The following is a 15,923-nucleotide window of genomic DNA, read 5'->3' as shown; positions in this document are numbered from 1 at the left end:
CGGGATGCGCCCCGCCGAGAGGGGAAAACCGGCCACATCGCCAGATGCATTCGTGCAGCTGACGGTGGTTTGAAAGGTTCCGGCACACCCAGGAGAGTTTGATGACCTCAGCGACCATTCCCGGTCTGAACGGAACTGACGGCACCGCACCCACCTCGCACAGCGAGCTGCTCGCCTGGGTGCAAGAGGTTGCCGAGCTCACCCAGCCCGACCGCGTCGTGTTCGCCGACGGCTCCGACGAGGAGTGGGAGCGGCTCACCGACAAGCTGGTCGAGGCGGGCACCTTCACGCGGCTCAACGCCGAGAAGAAGCCGAACTCGTTCCTCGGCAACTCGGATCCCTCCGATGTCGCCCGCGTCGAGTCGCGGACCTACATCTGCTCCCGCGAGGAGATCGACGCCGGCCCCACCAACAATTGGATGGACCCGGCCGAGATGCGCGGCCTGATGACCGACCTGTACCGCGGCAGCATGCGTGGACGAACCATGTACGTGGTGCCGTTCTGCATGGGCCCGCTCGGTGCCGACGACCCGAAGCTGGGCGTAGAGATCACCGACTCCGAGTACGTCGTCGTCTCCATGCGCATCATGACCCGCATGGGCCAGGCGGCGCTGGACAAGCTGGGCACCGACAAGCCGTTCGTGAAGGCCCTGCACTCCGTGGGTGCGCCGCTGGCCGAGGGTCAGGCCGACGTGCCGTGGCCCTGCAACGACACCAAGTACATCACCCACTTCCCCGAGGACCGCGAGATCTGGAGCTACGGCTCCGGCTACGGCGGCAACGCCCTCCTGGGCAAGAAGTGCTACTCGCTGCGCATCGCGTCGGCCATGGCCCACGACGAGGGCTGGCTGGCCGAGCACATGCTGATCCTCAAGCTGATCTCCCCGGAGGACAAGGCCTACTACGTCGCGGCGGCGTTCCCGTCCGCGTGTGGCAAGACCAACCTCGCGATGATCCAGCCGACCATCCCCGGCTGGCGCGCCGAGACCCTCGGCGACGACATCGCGTGGATGCGCTTCGGTGAGGACGGCCGCCTGTACGCCGTGAACCCGGAGTTCGGCTTCTTCGGCGTCGCGCCGGGCACCAACTACGGCTCGAACCCGAACGCCATGAAGACGCTCGAGGCCGGCAACTCGCTGTACACGAACGTCGGCCTGACCGACGACGGCGACGTGTGGTGGGAGGGGCTCGAGGGCGACCCGCAGCACCTGGTCGACTGGAAGGGCAACGACTGGACCCCCGAGTCCGGGGAGAAGGCCGCCCACCCGAACTCGCGCTACTGCACCCCGATGTCGCAGTGCCCGATCCTGGCCCCCGAGTGGGACGACCCGCAGGGCGTGCCGATCTCGGCCATCCTGTTCGGTGGACGCCGCAAGACGACCGTCCCGCTGGTGAGCGAGTCCTTCGACTGGCAGCACGGCACCTTCCTCGGTGCCACCCTGTCCTCCGAGCAGACCGCGGCCGCCGAGGGCGCGGTGGGCACCGTGCGTCGCGACCCGATGGCGATGATCCCGTTCATCGGCTACAACGCCGGCGACTACCTGAACCACTGGATCACCCTCGGCAAGAACGCCGACTCGGAGAAGCTCCCGAAGATCTTCTACGTGAACTGGTTCCGTCGCGGCGACGACGGCCGGTTCCTGTGGCCCGGGTTCGGTGAGAACTCCCGCGTGCTCAAGTGGATCGTCGACCGCATCGAGCACAAGGCGGGCGCGCAGACCACCCCGATCGGCTTCGTGCCGACCGCCGCGGACCTGGAGCTGACCGGACTGGACGTGGATGCCGCCGACGTCGACGAGGCGCTGGCCGTCAACGTCGACGAGTGGAAGCAGGAGATCCCGCTCATCACCGAGTGGTTCGAGTTCCTCGGCGAGAAGGTGCCCTCCGGCATCCGCGACGAGTTCGAGGCGCTCAAGCAGCGTCTGGGATAGTCCGACCCGCCGCTCTTCTCCGATGCCGCATCGGTTCACGCGCGTGAACCGATGCGGCATCGGCCGTTTCGGCGACGGTGAGCGGGCGTGATCAGGCCCGCAGGCTCGGTTCGTCCGCGTTCGACAGCGTGAGCACGGCCTTGACGATGTGCGGGCGCGCCTCGAGCCGCGCCTCCAGGTCGCGCAGGATGCCGGCCACGGTGTGCTCGGCGAGATCGCCCACCAGGTCGACCCCCGCGACCAGGTACACCTGGCGCGGTCCGAGGTACTCCATCCGCAGCAGGGTCACCCGGCTCACCTCGGGCAGTGCGAGCAGTGCCTCGAGGCCGGCGCCGCGCAGCTGCGGTGAGGCCTCCTCACCGACCAGGAACCTCCGGTTGCGGTCGATGAGGATCACCGCGATCACGCCGAGCAGGACACCGACCGCGATCGAGCCGATGGCGTCGGGGATCGGGGATCCGGTCAGCTGGTGTGCGAGCACGCCCGCGAAGGCGATGACGAGCCCGATGAGCGCGGCGGCGTCCTCGGCGAAGACGGCGCGGACCGTCGGGTCGGAGGTGTTGAGAGCGTGCTCGAGCAGGTCCCGGTCGGCATCGGATGCCTCCGTGCGCAGCTGCCGGAACGCCTGCCGGAACGAGATCGCCTCGAGCACGAACGAGATCCCCAGCACCGCATAGGCCACCCCGAAGTCGCCGGCCGGTTCCGGGTCGAGCAGTTCCTGGACGCCGTGCGTGATGGAGACCCCGGCGCCGAGCGCGAACAGTCCGAGCGCCGCGAACATGGACCAGATGTAGGCCTCGCGGCCGAACCCGAGCGGATGCGCCGGGTCGGCCGGGCGCCGGGACCGCCGGTTGGCGATGAGCAGGAGCACCTCGTTGCCGGTGTCCGCCCAGGAGTGGGTCGCCTCCGCGACCATCGACGCGGATCCGGTCAGGGCGGCGGCGAACGACTTCGCCACGGCTATCGCAAGATTCGCGCCGAAGGCGAGGATCACGGTGAGCGTGCTCTCGTCGTCGGTGGTCGAGTTCTGTTTCGGGTTGGGGGCAGGCCGGTTCACTCCCGAAGGATAGGTGCCCGGGCGGCCGTGCCGTGTGAATTGTTCAACGGTTTCGTCGAACGTCCGCGCGAGAACCGGCCGACGCCTTACCCTTTCGGTTTGTCAGTGTTCATGTGGACACACGTTCAGTTGAGAGGGTCGAATATGCAGGCAGCAACCCGGGGCGGTCTCAAGCGTCTCGCCGGCGGCGCAGCGATCGCCGTCGCCACCGTCGCCACCGTCACGATGACCATGCCGGCCACGGCGTCCGCGGCGGCGATCCTGCCGCCCGTGGTCAAGGCGTCGTCGTCGGGCAACAGCATCACCATGTCCATCAAGAACCCGAACCCCATCCTGAGCCTGACCGGATGCCAGGCCTTCGTGATCAACGCGAAGGACGTCCCCGCGGTGGTCGACAACCCGGCCAAGCTGCTCGATCCGGGCGTCGTCGTGTACCCGAACGTGTCCAACCCGCTGACGCTGTTCGGTGCGCTGCCCGGCCAGACCGTCAACAGCACCACCCACGAGATCCCGACCGGGCTGTACGGCGTCGTCGGCGGCTGCGTGGCCCTGCTCGACCTGATGCACCCCGTCATCGACGAGCCCCAGGTCATGCAGGTGGGTCTCCTGCCCGGCGGCAGCTCCGACGGCAGCTCCGCCCTCTCCTTCGGCAGCTAGCCAACAACAGACGAACGGCCCCGCGAACCGGATGGTTCGCGGGGCCGTTCTGGGTCCTGTCGCCGATCAGGCGCCGTAGCCGGGGGGCATCAGCACCGACTTGAGCTCGCAGTACTCGTCGAGGCCCTCGGGCCCGTTCTCTCGGCCGATGCCGGAGTTCTTGTAGCCGCCGAACGGCGAACCGGGATCGAAGGCGTACCAGTTGATCCCGAAGGTGCCGGTGCGGATCTGCTTGGCGACCTCGAGGCCCTTCTCGATGTCGGTGGTGTACACCGACCCGGCCAGGCCGTAGTCCGAGTCGTTGGCGATCTTGATCGCGTCGTCGATGGTGTCGTAGGGGATCACCGACAGGACCGGTCCGAAGATCTCCTCGCGCGCGATCGTCATCGAGTTGTCGACATCGGCGAAGATGGTCGGCTCGACGAAGTAGCCCTGCTCGAGGCCGGCAGGCACGCCGCCACCGAGGACGAGACGGGCGCCCTCCTCCTTGCCCTTCTCGATGTAGCCGAGCACCTTGTCGCGCTGCTTCTCGGTGATGATCGGGCCGAGCTGGGCGGCCGGGTCATCGGGCATGCCCATCGGCATGAACCCGGCGAACTGCACCATGGACTCCACGATCTCGTCGTACCGAGACCGCGGTGCCAGGATGCGGGTCTGGCCGACGCACGCCTGGCCGGAGTTCATCAGGCCCGACATGATCAGCATCGGCATGGTCGCCGGGACGTCCATGTCCTCGAGCAGGATCGCGGCGGACTTGCCACCGAGCTCGAGCGAACAACGCTTGAGGTTCTGCGCGGCGATCGCGCCGATCTTGCGCCCGACGGCGCTGCTGCCGGTGAAGGTGATCTTGTCGACGTCGGGGTGCGAGACCAGGTACTCGCCGGTCTCCGCGCCGCCGGGGACGATGGACAGCACGCCCTCGGGCAGGCCGGCCTCGGCGAAGATCTCCGCGACCAGGTTGGCGTTCATCGGGGTCTCCGGCGCGGGCTTGAGCACCATGGTGCAGCCGGAGATGATGGCGGGTGCCAGCTTGTTGACCAGTAGGAACAGCGGGACGTTCCAGGCGATGACGGCGGCGACGACACCGACCGGCTCGCGCATGACCTTGCAGAGGCCGAACGGTCCGGTGCGCTCCTCCTCCCAGGAGAACGTCTCGGCCAGCGCCGCGTAGCTGTTCAGCACGGCTAGCGTCGGGGTCTTCTGCATCAGTTCGACGCCCGCCCGCGGCGCGCCCATCTCGGACGTGATCAGCGTGCACAGCTCGTCGGAACGCTCCTCGATCAGCTTCGCCGCCTTGACGAGGATCTCGGCACGCTGCGCCGGGGTGGTCTGCGGCCAGGGTCCGGTCTCGAGTGCCGTGCGGGCGGCGGCGATCGCGGCGTCGATGTCGGCGGGGGCGGCGACCGGGACGCTGCCCACCCGCTCCTCGGTCGCGGGCGAGAACACCTCGAGGCGTTCGTCGGTGGCGGGGGCCACCCACTTCCCGCCGATGAAGAGCTTGTCGTAGTCAGTCATGGAATCTTCCTTGCTGGTCCGGATTTCGGTTGTCGTGTCGGAGTTCGCTGGCCTGGAACGGTTACGGCGTCGGCCCCTCCTCGGTACGCGGCGGCGTCACGACAGCCGCGCCCAGTAGGTGCCGTCGAGCATGGACTCGAGCGTGCCGCGGTGCAGGATCATGTCGTCCGGGTCCTGCGGCTGCTGCGCCTGGCCGAAGGCGATCGCGCGGGACTGCACGCGGAACATGATCGTCGCGTGCCGCAACGCCGCGTACAGGCTGTAGTAGTCGAAGTTCTGGCAGCGGTGCCCGGTGCGCGCCTCGTACTGCGCGATCATGTCGTCGCGGCGCATGAACTCGGGCAGGCCGGGCAGCCCGGCGACACCGGCGAGGTCCTCGAAGAACCTGTGCAGGAAGTACATCCACGCCACGTCCATCTCGCGGGGGCCGAGCGCCGCCATCTCCCAGTCGAGCACCGCCACCGGCTGGAAGTCGCGGTACATGATGTTGCCGATCCGCGCGTCGCCCCAACAGAGCACGGCGGGGGAATCGTCGGCAGGCACGTTCGCCTCGAGCCAGTCGAGGCACTTCTCGATCAGCGGCGAGCGCGGCCCGGCGGCCGTCGCCCACTCGTAGTAGCCGCGCTGGCGGGCCAGGTGCGCCCGGAACGACTCCTCGGCGCCGGGGCCCGCGTCGTGCAGGCGCAGGAAGTCGAAGTGCCGGTGCGGATCCTCGATGGCATGCAGCCGGGCGAGCACCGAGACCGATTCGTCCTGCAGGGTGCCGCGCTGCTCGTCGCTGGCCTCCGAGAGCCACGACCCGAAGTTGTAGGGCATCACATCGGGCGGGACGATGCCCTCGATGCGTTGCATCACGAAGAAGGGCGCACCCAGCGCGGCGGGGTCGGATTCGGACCAGTAGGCCGTCGGGACGGGCACGTCGGAGAGTTCGCCGACCGCCTTCATCACGTCGAACTGGGTGCCCATCGCGTAGCTGGGAAAGACCGGCATCGACACGGCGGTCGGCTCGACGCGGGCCACCAGTTCGTGGGTCCTGCGGGCGCCGGGCTCCGCATGGACCGCATCTTCGGCGGATTCGGTCCAGGTCGCGTCGAAGAGGATGGTCTCGCTGGAGATGCCGTTGGCGTCGGGCAGCCGGACATCCGAGACCTGGGGGTCTGCGCCCTTGTGGAGGCGGCCGGTCAGCCAGCCCTGCAGCGCGCGGCGCAGGTCCTCGGGGTCGCGCTTGGAGTCGCTGGGCCGGGCGATCTCGGCCGCGTTGTCCGGGGCGGTTCCTGTTGTGCTCACAAGCCCTCGATCCGTCGTTCCCTCGCGGGAAGTCGAAGTGTGGTGAGAAGCACACTAGAACACGTTACAGAATCGTGGAGGGTAAACAAGACCCAGTTTCGGTCGGGACCGTAACGAAAATGGAAAAGGCTAGTCGACCAGCGTCAACGCCCCCGCGCCGATCAGCGTCGCGCGCCCGCCGAGCGCCGCGGGCACGATCCGCAGATCGCGGGTGAAGGACAGCCGGGCACGACGGGCGGCGGCCTCGACCATGGGCTCCCACATCGGCGGTCCCGCCTGCGCGAATCCGCCGCCGACGACCGCCAGGTCCAGGTCCAGGAGCGCGGCCGCCGAGGCGATCGCCACCCCCACCGCGGACCCGGACCTGCGCAGCGCGGCCAGCGCGACGGCGTCCCCCGCCCGCGCGGACTCGGCGAGCTCGAGCCCGGTCGAGCCCGCCCAGCCGCGCGCGTTCGCCCACCGCACCGACGACGGCCCGCTGGCCACCGCCTCCAGGCAACCGAGGCCGCCGCACGCGCAGGCGACGTCCTCGGCGCCCGGCACCACGACGTGCCCGATGTGCCCGGCGTTCCCGGTGCGGCCGCCGACGGCCCGGCCGCCGAGCACCACCCCGCCGCCCACCCCGGTGGAGACGATCATGCCGAGCATGTTGCCGGTCCCGCGGCCCGCACCGAAGTGGTACTCGCCCAGCGCCGTGCAGGTCCCGTCCATCGCCATCCGCACCGGCACCCCGGGGAACAGCCCGCGCACCGCCTCGACGACCGGGAAGTCGCGCCAGTCGGGGATGTTCAGCGGGCTGACGGTGCCGGCCTCGATGTCGACCGGTCCCGCGGAGGCGATGCCGATGCCGGTGACGGTGTGTCCGTCGGCGACGGTGCGCAGCAGCGTCGCCGCGGCGTCCCACACCCCGCTCGTCGGGGTCGGGGTGCGCTTCTCGGTGAGCAGTTCCCCCTCGCGGGAGATCAGTCCCGCCGCGAGCTTGGTGCCACCGATGTCCAGGGCCAGTCCGGTCATGGCCCAGAAGCGTAGGCGGCTGCGCCGCCCGTGCGCGGTTGACGAGTCCAGACACTCGTCAACCGCGCACGAGCGCGAAGCGCCTACCGCTTGCGGAGCACCACCACGAGGTTGCTCACCAGCAGTTCGCGCAGGGCGGGGACGCGGACCATCCACCAGGCCCAGCGCGGGTGATACCTCGGGAACGCGGCGAGCAGTTCGCCGTCGGGAGTGGAACGCGCCCAGCGCAATCCGTCGGCGGCCCCGACGTCGAACAGCGACACCCCGAACCGGTTCTTGGGCTCGCGGCCGTTCTTGCGGGCGTAGCGGCGGGCCGCGTACTCGCCGCCGAACACGTGCCAGGGGCCGGTCTCGTGTCCGCCGAACGGTCCCCACCAGAGCGTGTACGAGAGCACCATCAGCCCGCCCGGCTTGGTGACCCGCAGCATCTCGTCGGCCATGGTCCACGGCTCGGGGACGTGCTCGGCGACGTTGGAGGAGAAGCAGATGTCGACGCTGTCGTCGCGGAACGGCAGCGCCATCCCGGATCCCCTGATCGCGCCGCCGACCGTCAGTCCCGCCGCGTGCATCTCGGTCGGGTCGGGCTCGACCGGGATGTATCGCGCGCCGGCGCGGTGGAAGGCCTCCGCGAAGTACCCGGGACCGCCGCCGACGTCGAGCACGGTCCGGCCGGTGAGGTCCTGGCCCGTCATCCCGGCGTACAGGTCCTCGATCAGTTCCAGCGAATCGCGCGCCAGCGACCCGTAGAACAGGTCGGGATCGTCCTGCTCGTGGCGGAAGTCGCCGAGCAGTCCGACGGACCGTCGGAGGGTGGCCCGGCGGGCGAAAATGCGGGTCACGGGAAGCGCGGTCACGGGTAGGAACCATAGCGGCCGTGCCGCGGTGCCCGGATCGACGGATCACCGTAGCGGACACCAGCGCGCTGCGCAGCGGTTATTGTGTCCTCTTGACCGCCACCGCGGCCGTAGCCATCCGATCCAGGAGTTGTGACCGTGCGCGAGGTTCTGCTGTTGTGCTGGCGTGACAGCGGGCACCCGCAGGGCGGCGGCAGCGAGCGGTACCTGGAGCAGGTCGGGGCCGGTCTCGCGGAGCAGGGGATCAAGGTCACCCTGCGCACGGCCCGCTACCGGGGGGCGCCCCGCACCGACACCCTCGACGGCATCGCGATCAGCCGCGGCGGCGGACGGCTCACGGTCTACCCGCGGGCGCTGGCCGCGATCGCGCTCGGTCGGCTGGGGTTCGGACCGCTCAAGGGCGTGCGCCCCGACGCGGTGATCGACACCCAGAACGGCATCCCCTTCTTCGCGCGTGCGGTCGCGGGCGCGCCGGTCACGGTGCTGGTGCACCACTGCCACCGCGAACAGTGGCCGGTGGCCGGCCGGTTGATGGCGCGCGTCGGCTGGTGGGTGGAGTCGACCCTGTCGCCGCGGGTGCACCGCCGCAACCAGTACCTGACGGTGTCGCTGCCGTCCGCGGAGGAGCTCACCGCGCTCGGCGTCGACCGGGAGCGGATCGCCGTGGTGCGCAACGGCGCCGACTCGGTCCCGCCCGCCGTGCGGATCGGGTCCGAGGACACCCGCACCGAGCACCCCAGCGTCTGCGTGCTCTCGCGCCTGGTGCCGCACAAGCAGATCGAGGACGCGCTCTCCGCGGTCGCGACGCTGCGCCGCGACACCCCGGACCTGCATCTGGACGTGATCGGCGGCGGCTGGTGGGAGGAGAACCTCCGCGAGCGCGCACACGAGCTCGGGATCGCCGACGCGGTCACCTTCCACGGGCACGTTCCCGAGGAACGCAAGCACGAGCTGCTCTCCCGGGCCTGGGTGCACGTGATGCCCTCCCGCAAGGAGGGCTGGGGTCTCGCGGTGATCGAGGCCGCCCTGCACGGTGTCCCGACCGTCGGCTACCGCAGCTCGCGGGGCCTGACCGATTCGATCATCGACGGCGTCACCGGGTCGCTGGTCGGCGGCGACGAGGTCGCGGCGGGCGACGTCGCGGACCTGACCGAGGCGGTGGAGTCGCTGCTCGTGGACGCTGAGCGGCGCGCCGAGCTCGGCGAGAAGGCCCGCGCACGGGCCGCGGAGTTCTCCTGGACGCAGACCGCGTCCGGCGTGCGCACCGTGCTGACGGCGTCGGCGGCGGGCCGGCCGGTCTCAGGCCTGATCGGCGCGGCCCCGGCCCCGACCGGTGCGGACGTGATGGGCGAGCAGAACCGACGCGCTGCCGGCTAGCAGCGCCGCCCACACCAGATGGGCGACGACCGAGGCCGCCCTCCTGCCGGCCTCGGCACCGGTAGCGGCGACGTCCCCGGCCACCCGGTGCAGCGACAACTCCTCGTCGGAGTACACCTCGTCGAGCCGGTCGAGGGTGCGGCGCGACTGCCCCAGCGGGCCGGGCGTGCCGTGTTCGACCAGCACCCACCGCACCCCCAGCCGGGCGAGTCCGTCCGCGTCCTCGCCGGCCAGCAACAGCCGTTCGACGTCGCGGGCCCGGCCGCCCTCGCCCTCGACGGTGCCCGCCGCGACGATCAGCTCGCCGGTCTGCAGCACGTCCTCGGGCAGCATCCGCGGCGCCGGGTCGAGCACCGGGGCGTCGCCGCTGTAGGGGAACAGCCGGAACATCCCGGCGGGCAGCACCGCGACGTCGCCGCTCTCGTCGGCGGCCCGCAGCTGCCAGGCGACGCGCTCCCAGGCCGGCGGATAGTGCACCGGCCGCAGCGCCCCGCCCACGCCCCAGGCCAGGTCGGGCAGCGCGAGCAGCACCGCGACGATCCCGACGGCGGCGGCCTGCCCCGACCGGACCCGCCCGGCCGACGTCCGGACGCCGAGCCGGCCGAGCGTCCCGGCCCCGGCCGCGGCGGCCAGCGCGTAGAACGGCGCCGCCAGCGCCACCCATTTCTGCGCGTCGCGCAGCAACCCGGCACCGGGGACCCGGGTCACCGCCCATTCGCCCGCGGTCATGCCCCATCCGGTCGCGGCCAGCGCGGGCAGCAGCACGGCCGCGGCCGCGACCACAGCCAGAGCGGCGATCACCGGGTTGCCGCGGCGCCGCCACAGCGCGGGCAGGCCGCACGCGACCACCGCCAGCAGCACCACGGTTCCCGCGACGGCGAACAGCCCCGTCCTGGTCGCCGGGACCGCCGCGGAGTTCCAGATCCCGCCCAGCCCGGCCAGGCTGCCGAGCGTCCCGAGTCCCGGCTCGGCGCGCGCGGCGAACGCGGCCACCCCGGTCGGGTCCGACCCCTGCGCCCCGGCGCCGGAGAGCGCGGTCGCGGTCAGCCACGGCGCCGACGCCGACGCGGCGAGCGCCGCGGCCACCGCGAGGCGCGGCCACCGCGAGCCCGCGCCACCGGGGGCGGCCAGCAGCACCGCGGCCAGGGTGGTGGCGAGCAGCGCGCCGGTCGGGGTGAGCCCGGCCGCCGCCAGCGTCAACCCGAGCGGGCACCACGACCCCGGCGACCACGGACGCGCCGAGCGTCGCAGGCGCAGCGCGGCGAGCACCGCCCACGGCAGCGCCGCGTACCCGGTCAGCAGGCTCCAGTGCCCCTGCAGCAGCCGCTCGGCCACGTACGGGTTCCACAGCATCACCGTCGAGGCCAGCAGCTGCGGGCCGAGCCCGGTCGTGGGGAGTAGCGCGGCGACCATCCGGGCCGCGCCCCAGCCCGCCAGCCACAGCGCCGCCAGCAGGATCGCCTTCACCACCAGGCCGCCGTCCAGCAGCGAGGTCAGCGCGGCGATCGCGGCGTCCTGCGGGACCGCGCGCGCGGCGGCGTCGGTCAGCCCCAGCGCCGAATCGGTGAGGAAGGAGCGCGGGGTGCTCACCGCGTCGCGCAGCAGCAGGTATCCCGGGCCGAGCAGGGGACCGAGGATCAGGGCCGCGAGCGCCAGCGAATACAGCGCGGGAACTGCCCGGGAGAGCCCGGCGGGCCGCGCGATCATGGTGCGAACCCTAGTGCCCCGCGCCCGGAGGGTGAGGCACCGCGGGTGCGATCATGGGCGGATGACACCTCGCCCCGCCGCCACCTCCGCGGTGGCGGGGATGACGATGGTGACGGTCGGTTCGATGACCGCGAACCTGGCCTCGTACGTGCTGGCCCTGCTCGCCAGCCGCTGGCTCGGGCCGGCGGGCTACAGCGAGTTCGCGAGCCTGCTGGCCGCCCAGTTGGTTCTCGCGGTGCCCGCGCTGGCCCTGCAGACCGTCGTCGCCCGCGAGGTGGTCCTCGGGGACGGCGACGCCGCGCTGCGCGGTCTCGGCCGCCGGTGCGCGGTGATCGTCGCGGTGATCGCCGCCGCGCTCGTCGTCCCGGTCGCGGCGGTACTGGACACCGGGGTCGGCGCGACGGCCGCCGCGCTGCTCACGGCGCCGCTGCTGGTGCTGCTGGCCACCGAACAGGGACTCCTGCAGGGCCGGGGCCGGTTCGGCGAGCTGAGCGTGATCCTCGCCGCCACTGGGATCGCGAAGGTCGTGCCCGCGGTGGCGGTCCTGGCGATCGGCGGCCGGGCGGGATCGGCGCTCGCGGCGGCCGCGATCGGGACCGCGGTCGTGGCCGCGGGCGCCCGCGTGCTGGCCGGCCGCGACGGTGCGGTCGCCGGTGCCGAGCGGGCGGCCCCGGTAGGGGTCGCCGCGGTGCTGCGCGCCTCGCAGGTCCAGCTGGCCCTGATCGCGCTGTCGTCGGCGGACCTGTTGCTGACCCGGGTGGTGCTCGACGAGTCGCAGGCCGGGCAGTACGCGTTGGGCGCGGTGGCGACGAAGGCGGCCTTCTGGCTGCCCGCCGCCGTCGGGGTGGTGCTGTACCCGCGGATGGCCAGCCCGGCGCACTCGGCGCGGGCGGTGCGTTCGGCGCTCGGCGTGCTGGTGGGGCTAGGTGCGGTGACGGTCGCGGGCGCCGCGCTGGTCGCGCCCCTGGCGCCGATCCTGGTCGGACAGGAATATGCGCCGGTACAGGGCCTGCTGTGGCTGTTCGCGCTCGACGGGGCGTGTCTCGCGGTGCTGCAGGGCGCGCTGCTCTCGGCGATCGCCCGCGAGCGCACCCGGCTGGCGCTGGCGGCCTGGGTCGCGCTGGCGGCGGAGGTCGCGCTGATCCTGGGCTTTGCCTCGACGATCAGGCAGTTGATCACGATCGCGGTGGTCACGGCCGCGCTCGCGGCGGCCGTGGTGAGCGTCGCGGCCCTGCGCGGCGCCGACAGCGCGGGGCGGTAGCGGTCAGAGCCGCACCCCGACCGCGGCCAGCCGCCGACGCAGGCGCACCAGGTGACTGCCCGGCCAGTACAGCTGGCCGCAGGAACCGCAGCGACTGAACTCGCGCTGATCGTGGGCCACGCTGTCCGGTACCAGCCCCGCCGCGATCCGCCTCGGCACCGGGGAGACGGGCCCGTTGCAGCGGGCGCACCGGGTCAGCGGCGCGATCCGCGAATCGAGCTGGAACCGGTCCAGCACCTCGCGGAGCTGCCGACGCGGGTCGGTCTCGTGCAGGAAGGCGCCGCGGCGCAGGGCCGCGCGTTTGAGCAGACCGATGTCGCGGGTCAGTACCGTCCGGTGCTCGCTCAGCGAGAGCGCGAGCAGCTCGTCGTCCGCGAAGTCGTTGCGGTACAGGCAGTCGAATCCGAGCAGCCGAAGGTAGGAGGCGAGCCGGCCCAGGTGCACGTCGGCCGCGAACCGGGGCTCTCGCAGCGGCAGTGGGCGCAGCCGGGTGAGGCCGTCGAGGTCGAACCGCTCGAACACCGGGTAGACCGCGACCCGTTCGCCGCCGCGCAGCCGGTGCGTGAACCCGACGGAGTCGCCGTCGACCAGGATCAGGTCGACCTCGGTGTGCGGGACCCCCAGCGACTCGATCCGGTCCTTCACCGTCGGGGTGCCGTCGAAGTCGTGCCCGACGTCGCGCTTGCGCAGCGCGGGCGCCAGGAACTCGTTCAGCTCCTCGTAGAAGCGGAACTCGCAGTGGTGACGGGACTGGCTCATGCGCGCGCTCTCGACTACCGCCCAACCTACGCCCGGCAACGCGAAGGGCCCGCACTCGAGATGAGTGCGGGCCCTTCGCGTTGCGGAGCTTGCCTACAGGCGGGTGGTCGGCGGTTCCTGGTCGCGGGTGTCGACGGCCGGGAACTCCTCCGTCTTGTCCGAGGTCCAGTCGTGACGCGGGAACTGCTCGGTCTCGGCGTTGTCGGAGTCGTACGCCTGCGCCGCGCCGCTCGGGGCGGTGCCCGCGCCGGTCGCGGCGGCGGGGGTCTTGGGTCCGCTGGCTCCGCGGACGCCGAGGAAGATGCCCGCGATCAGGGACAGCAGCCCCAGGATGCCGGCGACGATCGGCACGGTGCGGCCGAAGATCGAGAGCTTGTCCGCGCCGTCCTTGGCCTGGCCGATCTGGTACTCGATGGTGTCCTCGTTGAACGGCAGCGTGGCCTTGAGGACGGTCACCTCGGGCTTGTCGGCCGTGCGGGCGTAGTACTGGTACAGCTTCTCCTGGCCCTTGACGACGACGCCGGTGACCGGGTCGACCCAGGTGTCGCGCTCGTTGGTGTACCAGCGGGTCATGGTGACCGGGGCGTCGCCACCCTCGACACCCCAGACGGCGGCGGGCAGCGTCAGCTTGTTCGTCGGCGACGCGACGACCTTGGACAGGTCGACCGGCTCCACCTTCTGGTTGTAGTGGTACACCTTCAGGCCGTTGATCTCCGTCTCCTCGACGAAGTTGATGTCCTGGGTGCTCCGGGCGTTGATGTCGAAGTACGGGTACGCCTTCTGCTCGGCGTCGAACGGCCACTTGTACTGCAGGCCGGTGTGCTCGACCTCTTCGGCCGGCTTGTCGGCCTGGGTCTGGATCGACCCGATCGGGTCCTGGATCGGCATCGAGCTGACCCGGTCCACGGTGACGGTGTCGACGGTCGCGGTCAGCAGACCGGTGTCACCCTGCTTGTCGGTGCGACGCAGCGTCTGGCCGGCCTGGACGGTGATCTTCTCGGCGTCGGACGGGTCGACGACGGTGACGTAGCGCTGTGCGACCAGCGGCACGTTGTTGTTGACCACGGCCTTGCCTGCCGTGAGGGACTTCGAGTCGAGGACCTCGCCGACGCCCTCGGCCACCGTGGTGACCTCGAGGTCGAGGGGGGTCTTCTTCAGCTTGCCGACGGTGTACGTCGGGATGAGGAGAGCGGCCGCCAATAGGAAAGCGCCGAGCCCCACCAGGATGCAGGCAAGTGTCCTGCTCGGCCCTGAGCGTCCCGCCATGCTGAATCTCCTTCGTCAATCATTGTCAGCCCGTGGTGCTGCCGTGGGCGGCACCGATCGCAGAGCGTCCGGGTTGCGACACTCAGTGAGCCAGACAGTAACAGTGTCCAGTCTCCGATTGCGCTGGCACGCCGTATTTTGGTGCCGCGGTACCCGGGTGTCCTCCTCCGACACGCCGGGGCTGGGGCACACTGGTCGGCATATGAGTACCGAGGCTTCCGACCCGCAGCAGGTCGTGTCCGCGCCGCGCGGGTTCATCCCCGCGTTGGAGGGCATGCGGGGATTCGCCGCGCTCGGCGTGCTGGTCACCCACGTGGCCTTTCAGACCGGCGCGACGGGCGATCCGGTGCTCGGCCGCGTCTGGGGGCGGTTCGACATGGCGGTGGCGTTGTTCTTCGCGCTGTCCGGGTTCCTGCTGTGGCGCCCGCACGCGGCGGTGGCCCGCGGACTGGGCACCGCCCCGTCGACCGGGCGCTATCTGATGCACCGCGCCGCCCGCATCCTGCCCGCCTACTGGGTGGCTGTCGTGTTGATCCTGCTGTTCCTGCCGGAGGCGGGCGGCGGGCTGCAGGTGTGGCTGGCGAACCTGGGTCTGGTCCAGGTGTTCGTGCCGCTCACCCTGACCGGCGGCCTGACCCAGATGTGGAGCCTGTCGGTGGAGGTGGCCTTCTATGCGCTGCTCCCGCTGATCGCGCTGGCGTTCGTCCGACTGCGCGGGGCGAGCGCCCGACTGCGGATCCCGGTGCTCCTGGCCGCGAGCGCGGCAAGCCTGGGCTGGGTCTTCGTGCCCGTGCCCACCCCGGACGCCATCCACTCGGACAACTGGCTGCCCGGGTACCTGCCGTGGTTCGCGGCAGGCATGGTGCTGGCCGAACTCGCCCTGCTGGTCGACTCCCCGGCGCACCGGCTGGCGCGCAGGCGCGGGGTGATGGCGGCGATCGCGGTCGTCGCGTTCGCGCTCTCGTGCACGGACCTCGCCGGACCGGAAGGCCTCACCCGCGCCGAGCCGTGGCAGTACTCGGTGAAGATTGCGTTGGGTGCGGTGCTGGCGTTCGCGCTGTTGGCGCCGCTGGTGCTCGGCGACACCGAACGGCACCGGATCCTGGCCAGTCCGCTCACGCTGGCGGTGGGGCGCTGGTCCTACGGCCTGTTCATCTGGCACCTCGCGGTGCTGTCCATCGTCTTCCCCGTGTTCGGCATCGTGCCGTTCAGCGGGAGTTTCGTGTTCGTGCTCGTGG

The 15,923-nt window shown here is 71.4% G+C and carries 12 protein-coding genes and 1 pseudogene; 5 read left to right on the top strand and 8 right to left on the bottom strand.

Features of this window, described 5'->3' with window-relative positions:
- Positions 1-101 precede the first annotated feature (101 nt).
- Entirely contained in the window at positions 102-1,931 is a 1,830-nt protein-coding gene (locus ACFQS9_RS02120; RefSeq protein ID WP_378401076.1) for a phosphoenolpyruvate carboxykinase (GTP), read from the top strand.
- 91 nt (positions 1,932-2,022) lie between these two features.
- Here the strand turns inward: ACFQS9_RS02120 and ACFQS9_RS02115 are convergent, their stop codons facing one another.
- Positions 2,023-2,988, bottom strand: coding sequence for a cation diffusion facilitator family transporter (locus ACFQS9_RS02115; protein WP_378401074.1), 966 nt, complete (start codon positions 2,986-2,988; stop codon positions 2,023-2,025).
- A 144-nt stretch (positions 2,989-3,132) separates the two neighbouring features.
- Between ACFQS9_RS02115 and ACFQS9_RS02110 the strand changes: the two genes are divergently transcribed.
- The gene (locus tag ACFQS9_RS02110; protein WP_378401072.1) at positions 3,133-3,645 is read left to right on the top strand and encodes a hypothetical protein; all 513 of its coding nucleotides are present in this window, start codon (positions 3,133-3,135) and stop codon (positions 3,643-3,645) included.
- Positions 3,646-3,711: 66 nt separating this feature from the next.
- On the opposite strand, the gene ACFQS9_RS02105 is transcribed toward ACFQS9_RS02110, so the two are convergent.
- The 4 genes from ACFQS9_RS02105 to ACFQS9_RS02090 form a co-directional block, all read right to left on the bottom strand.
- Entirely contained in the window at positions 3,712-5,160 is a 1,449-nt protein-coding gene (locus tag ACFQS9_RS02105) for an aldehyde dehydrogenase (RefSeq protein WP_378401070.1), read from the bottom strand.
- A 96-nt stretch (positions 5,161-5,256) separates the two neighbouring features.
- Positions 5,257-6,447 (bottom strand): phosphotransferase family protein, encoded by a 1,191-nt coding sequence (locus ACFQS9_RS02100; RefSeq protein ID WP_378401068.1) that lies wholly within the window; start codon positions 6,445-6,447, stop codon positions 5,257-5,259.
- Positions 6,448-6,576: 129 nt separating this feature from the next.
- Entirely contained in the window at positions 6,577-7,461 is an 885-nt protein-coding gene (locus ACFQS9_RS02095) for an ROK family protein (RefSeq protein ID WP_378401066.1), read from the bottom strand.
- A gap of 83 nt (positions 7,462-7,544) precedes the next feature.
- Positions 7,545-8,300, bottom strand: coding sequence for a class I SAM-dependent methyltransferase (locus ACFQS9_RS02090; protein WP_378401590.1), 756 nt, complete (start codon positions 8,298-8,300; stop codon positions 7,545-7,547).
- A 153-nt stretch (positions 8,301-8,453) separates the two neighbouring features.
- Here ACFQS9_RS02090 and ACFQS9_RS02085 point away from each other — a divergent pair, with 153 nt between their 5' ends.
- Positions 8,454-9,692 carry a glycosyltransferase family 4 protein gene (locus tag ACFQS9_RS02085; protein WP_378401064.1) on the top strand — a complete coding sequence of 413 codons (1,239 nt, stop codon included), beginning with the start codon at positions 8,454-8,456 and terminating at the stop codon, positions 9,690-9,692.
- On the opposite strand, the gene ACFQS9_RS02080 is transcribed toward ACFQS9_RS02085, so the two are convergent.
- A complete protein-coding gene (locus ACFQS9_RS02080) occupies positions 9,615-11,399 on the bottom strand; it encodes an MmpA family trehalose lipid delivery protein (protein WP_378401062.1) in 1,785 nt (594 codons plus the stop codon). The genes ACFQS9_RS02085 and ACFQS9_RS02080 overlap by 78 nt on opposite strands.
- 61 nt (positions 11,400-11,460) lie before the next feature.
- On the opposite strand from ACFQS9_RS02080, the gene ACFQS9_RS02075 reads away from it, so the two are divergent.
- Complete coding sequence (locus tag ACFQS9_RS02075) at positions 11,461-12,660, top strand: polysaccharide biosynthesis protein (protein WP_378401060.1); 1,200 nt, start codon at positions 11,461-11,463, stop codon at positions 12,658-12,660.
- Positions 12,661-12,663: 3 nt separating this feature from the next.
- Here the strand turns inward: ACFQS9_RS02075 and ACFQS9_RS02070 are convergent, their stop codons facing one another.
- Both ACFQS9_RS02070 and pgfA read right to left on the bottom strand, forming a co-directional pair.
- A complete protein-coding gene (locus tag ACFQS9_RS02070; protein WP_378401058.1) occupies positions 12,664-13,419 on the bottom strand; it encodes a Mut7-C RNAse domain-containing protein in 756 nt (251 codons plus the stop codon).
- Between the two features lie 93 nt (positions 13,420-13,512).
- The gene (pgfA, locus tag ACFQS9_RS02065; RefSeq protein WP_378401056.1) at positions 13,513-14,685 is read right to left on the bottom strand and encodes a cell envelope lipid trafficking protein PgfA; all 1,173 of its coding nucleotides are present in this window, start codon (positions 14,683-14,685) and stop codon (positions 13,513-13,515) included.
- Between pgfA and ACFQS9_RS02060 the strand changes: the two are divergent.
- Positions 14,600-15,889: pseudogene (locus tag ACFQS9_RS02060) on the top strand (acyltransferase family protein); the annotation flags it as partial. The gene pgfA and the pseudogene ACFQS9_RS02060 overlap by 86 nt on opposite strands.
- Between the last annotated feature and the right edge of the window lie 34 nt (positions 15,890-15,923).

It is taken from the genome of Rhodococcus daqingensis (assembly GCF_042665615.1).
GTDB lineage: Bacteria > Actinomycetota > Actinomycetes > Mycobacteriales > Mycobacteriaceae > Rhodococcus_G > Rhodococcus_G daqingensis.
Note: the sequence above shows the minus strand (reverse complement) of the source record. Positions and strands in the feature narration are given on the sequence as shown.

Coding starts and splice junctions, on each gene's coding strand:
- ACFQS9_RS02080 (WP_378401062.1), bottom strand. CDS start 11,399: ATGATCGCGCGGCCCGCCGGGCTCTCCCGGGCAGTTCCCGCGCTGTAT.
- ACFQS9_RS02070 (WP_378401058.1), bottom strand. CDS start 13,419: ATGAGCCAGTCCCGTCACCACTGCGAGTTCCGCTTCTACGAGGAGCTG.
- ACFQS9_RS02120 (WP_378401076.1), top strand. CDS start 102: ATGACCTCAGCGACCATTCCCGGTCTGAACGGAACTGACGGCACCGCA.
- ACFQS9_RS02105 (WP_378401070.1), bottom strand. CDS start 5,160: ATGACTGACTACGACAAGCTCTTCATCGGCGGGAAGTGGGTGGCCCCC.
- ACFQS9_RS02075 (WP_378401060.1), top strand. CDS start 11,461: ATGACACCTCGCCCCGCCGCCACCTCCGCGGTGGCGGGGATGACGATG.
- ACFQS9_RS02110 (WP_378401072.1), top strand. CDS start 3,133: ATGCAGGCAGCAACCCGGGGCGGTCTCAAGCGTCTCGCCGGCGGCGCA.
- pgfA (WP_378401056.1), bottom strand. CDS start 14,685: ATGGCGGGACGCTCAGGGCCGAGCAGGACACTTGCCTGCATCCTGGTG.
- ACFQS9_RS02095 (WP_378401066.1), bottom strand. CDS start 7,461: ATGACCGGACTGGCCCTGGACATCGGTGGCACCAAGCTCGCGGCGGGA.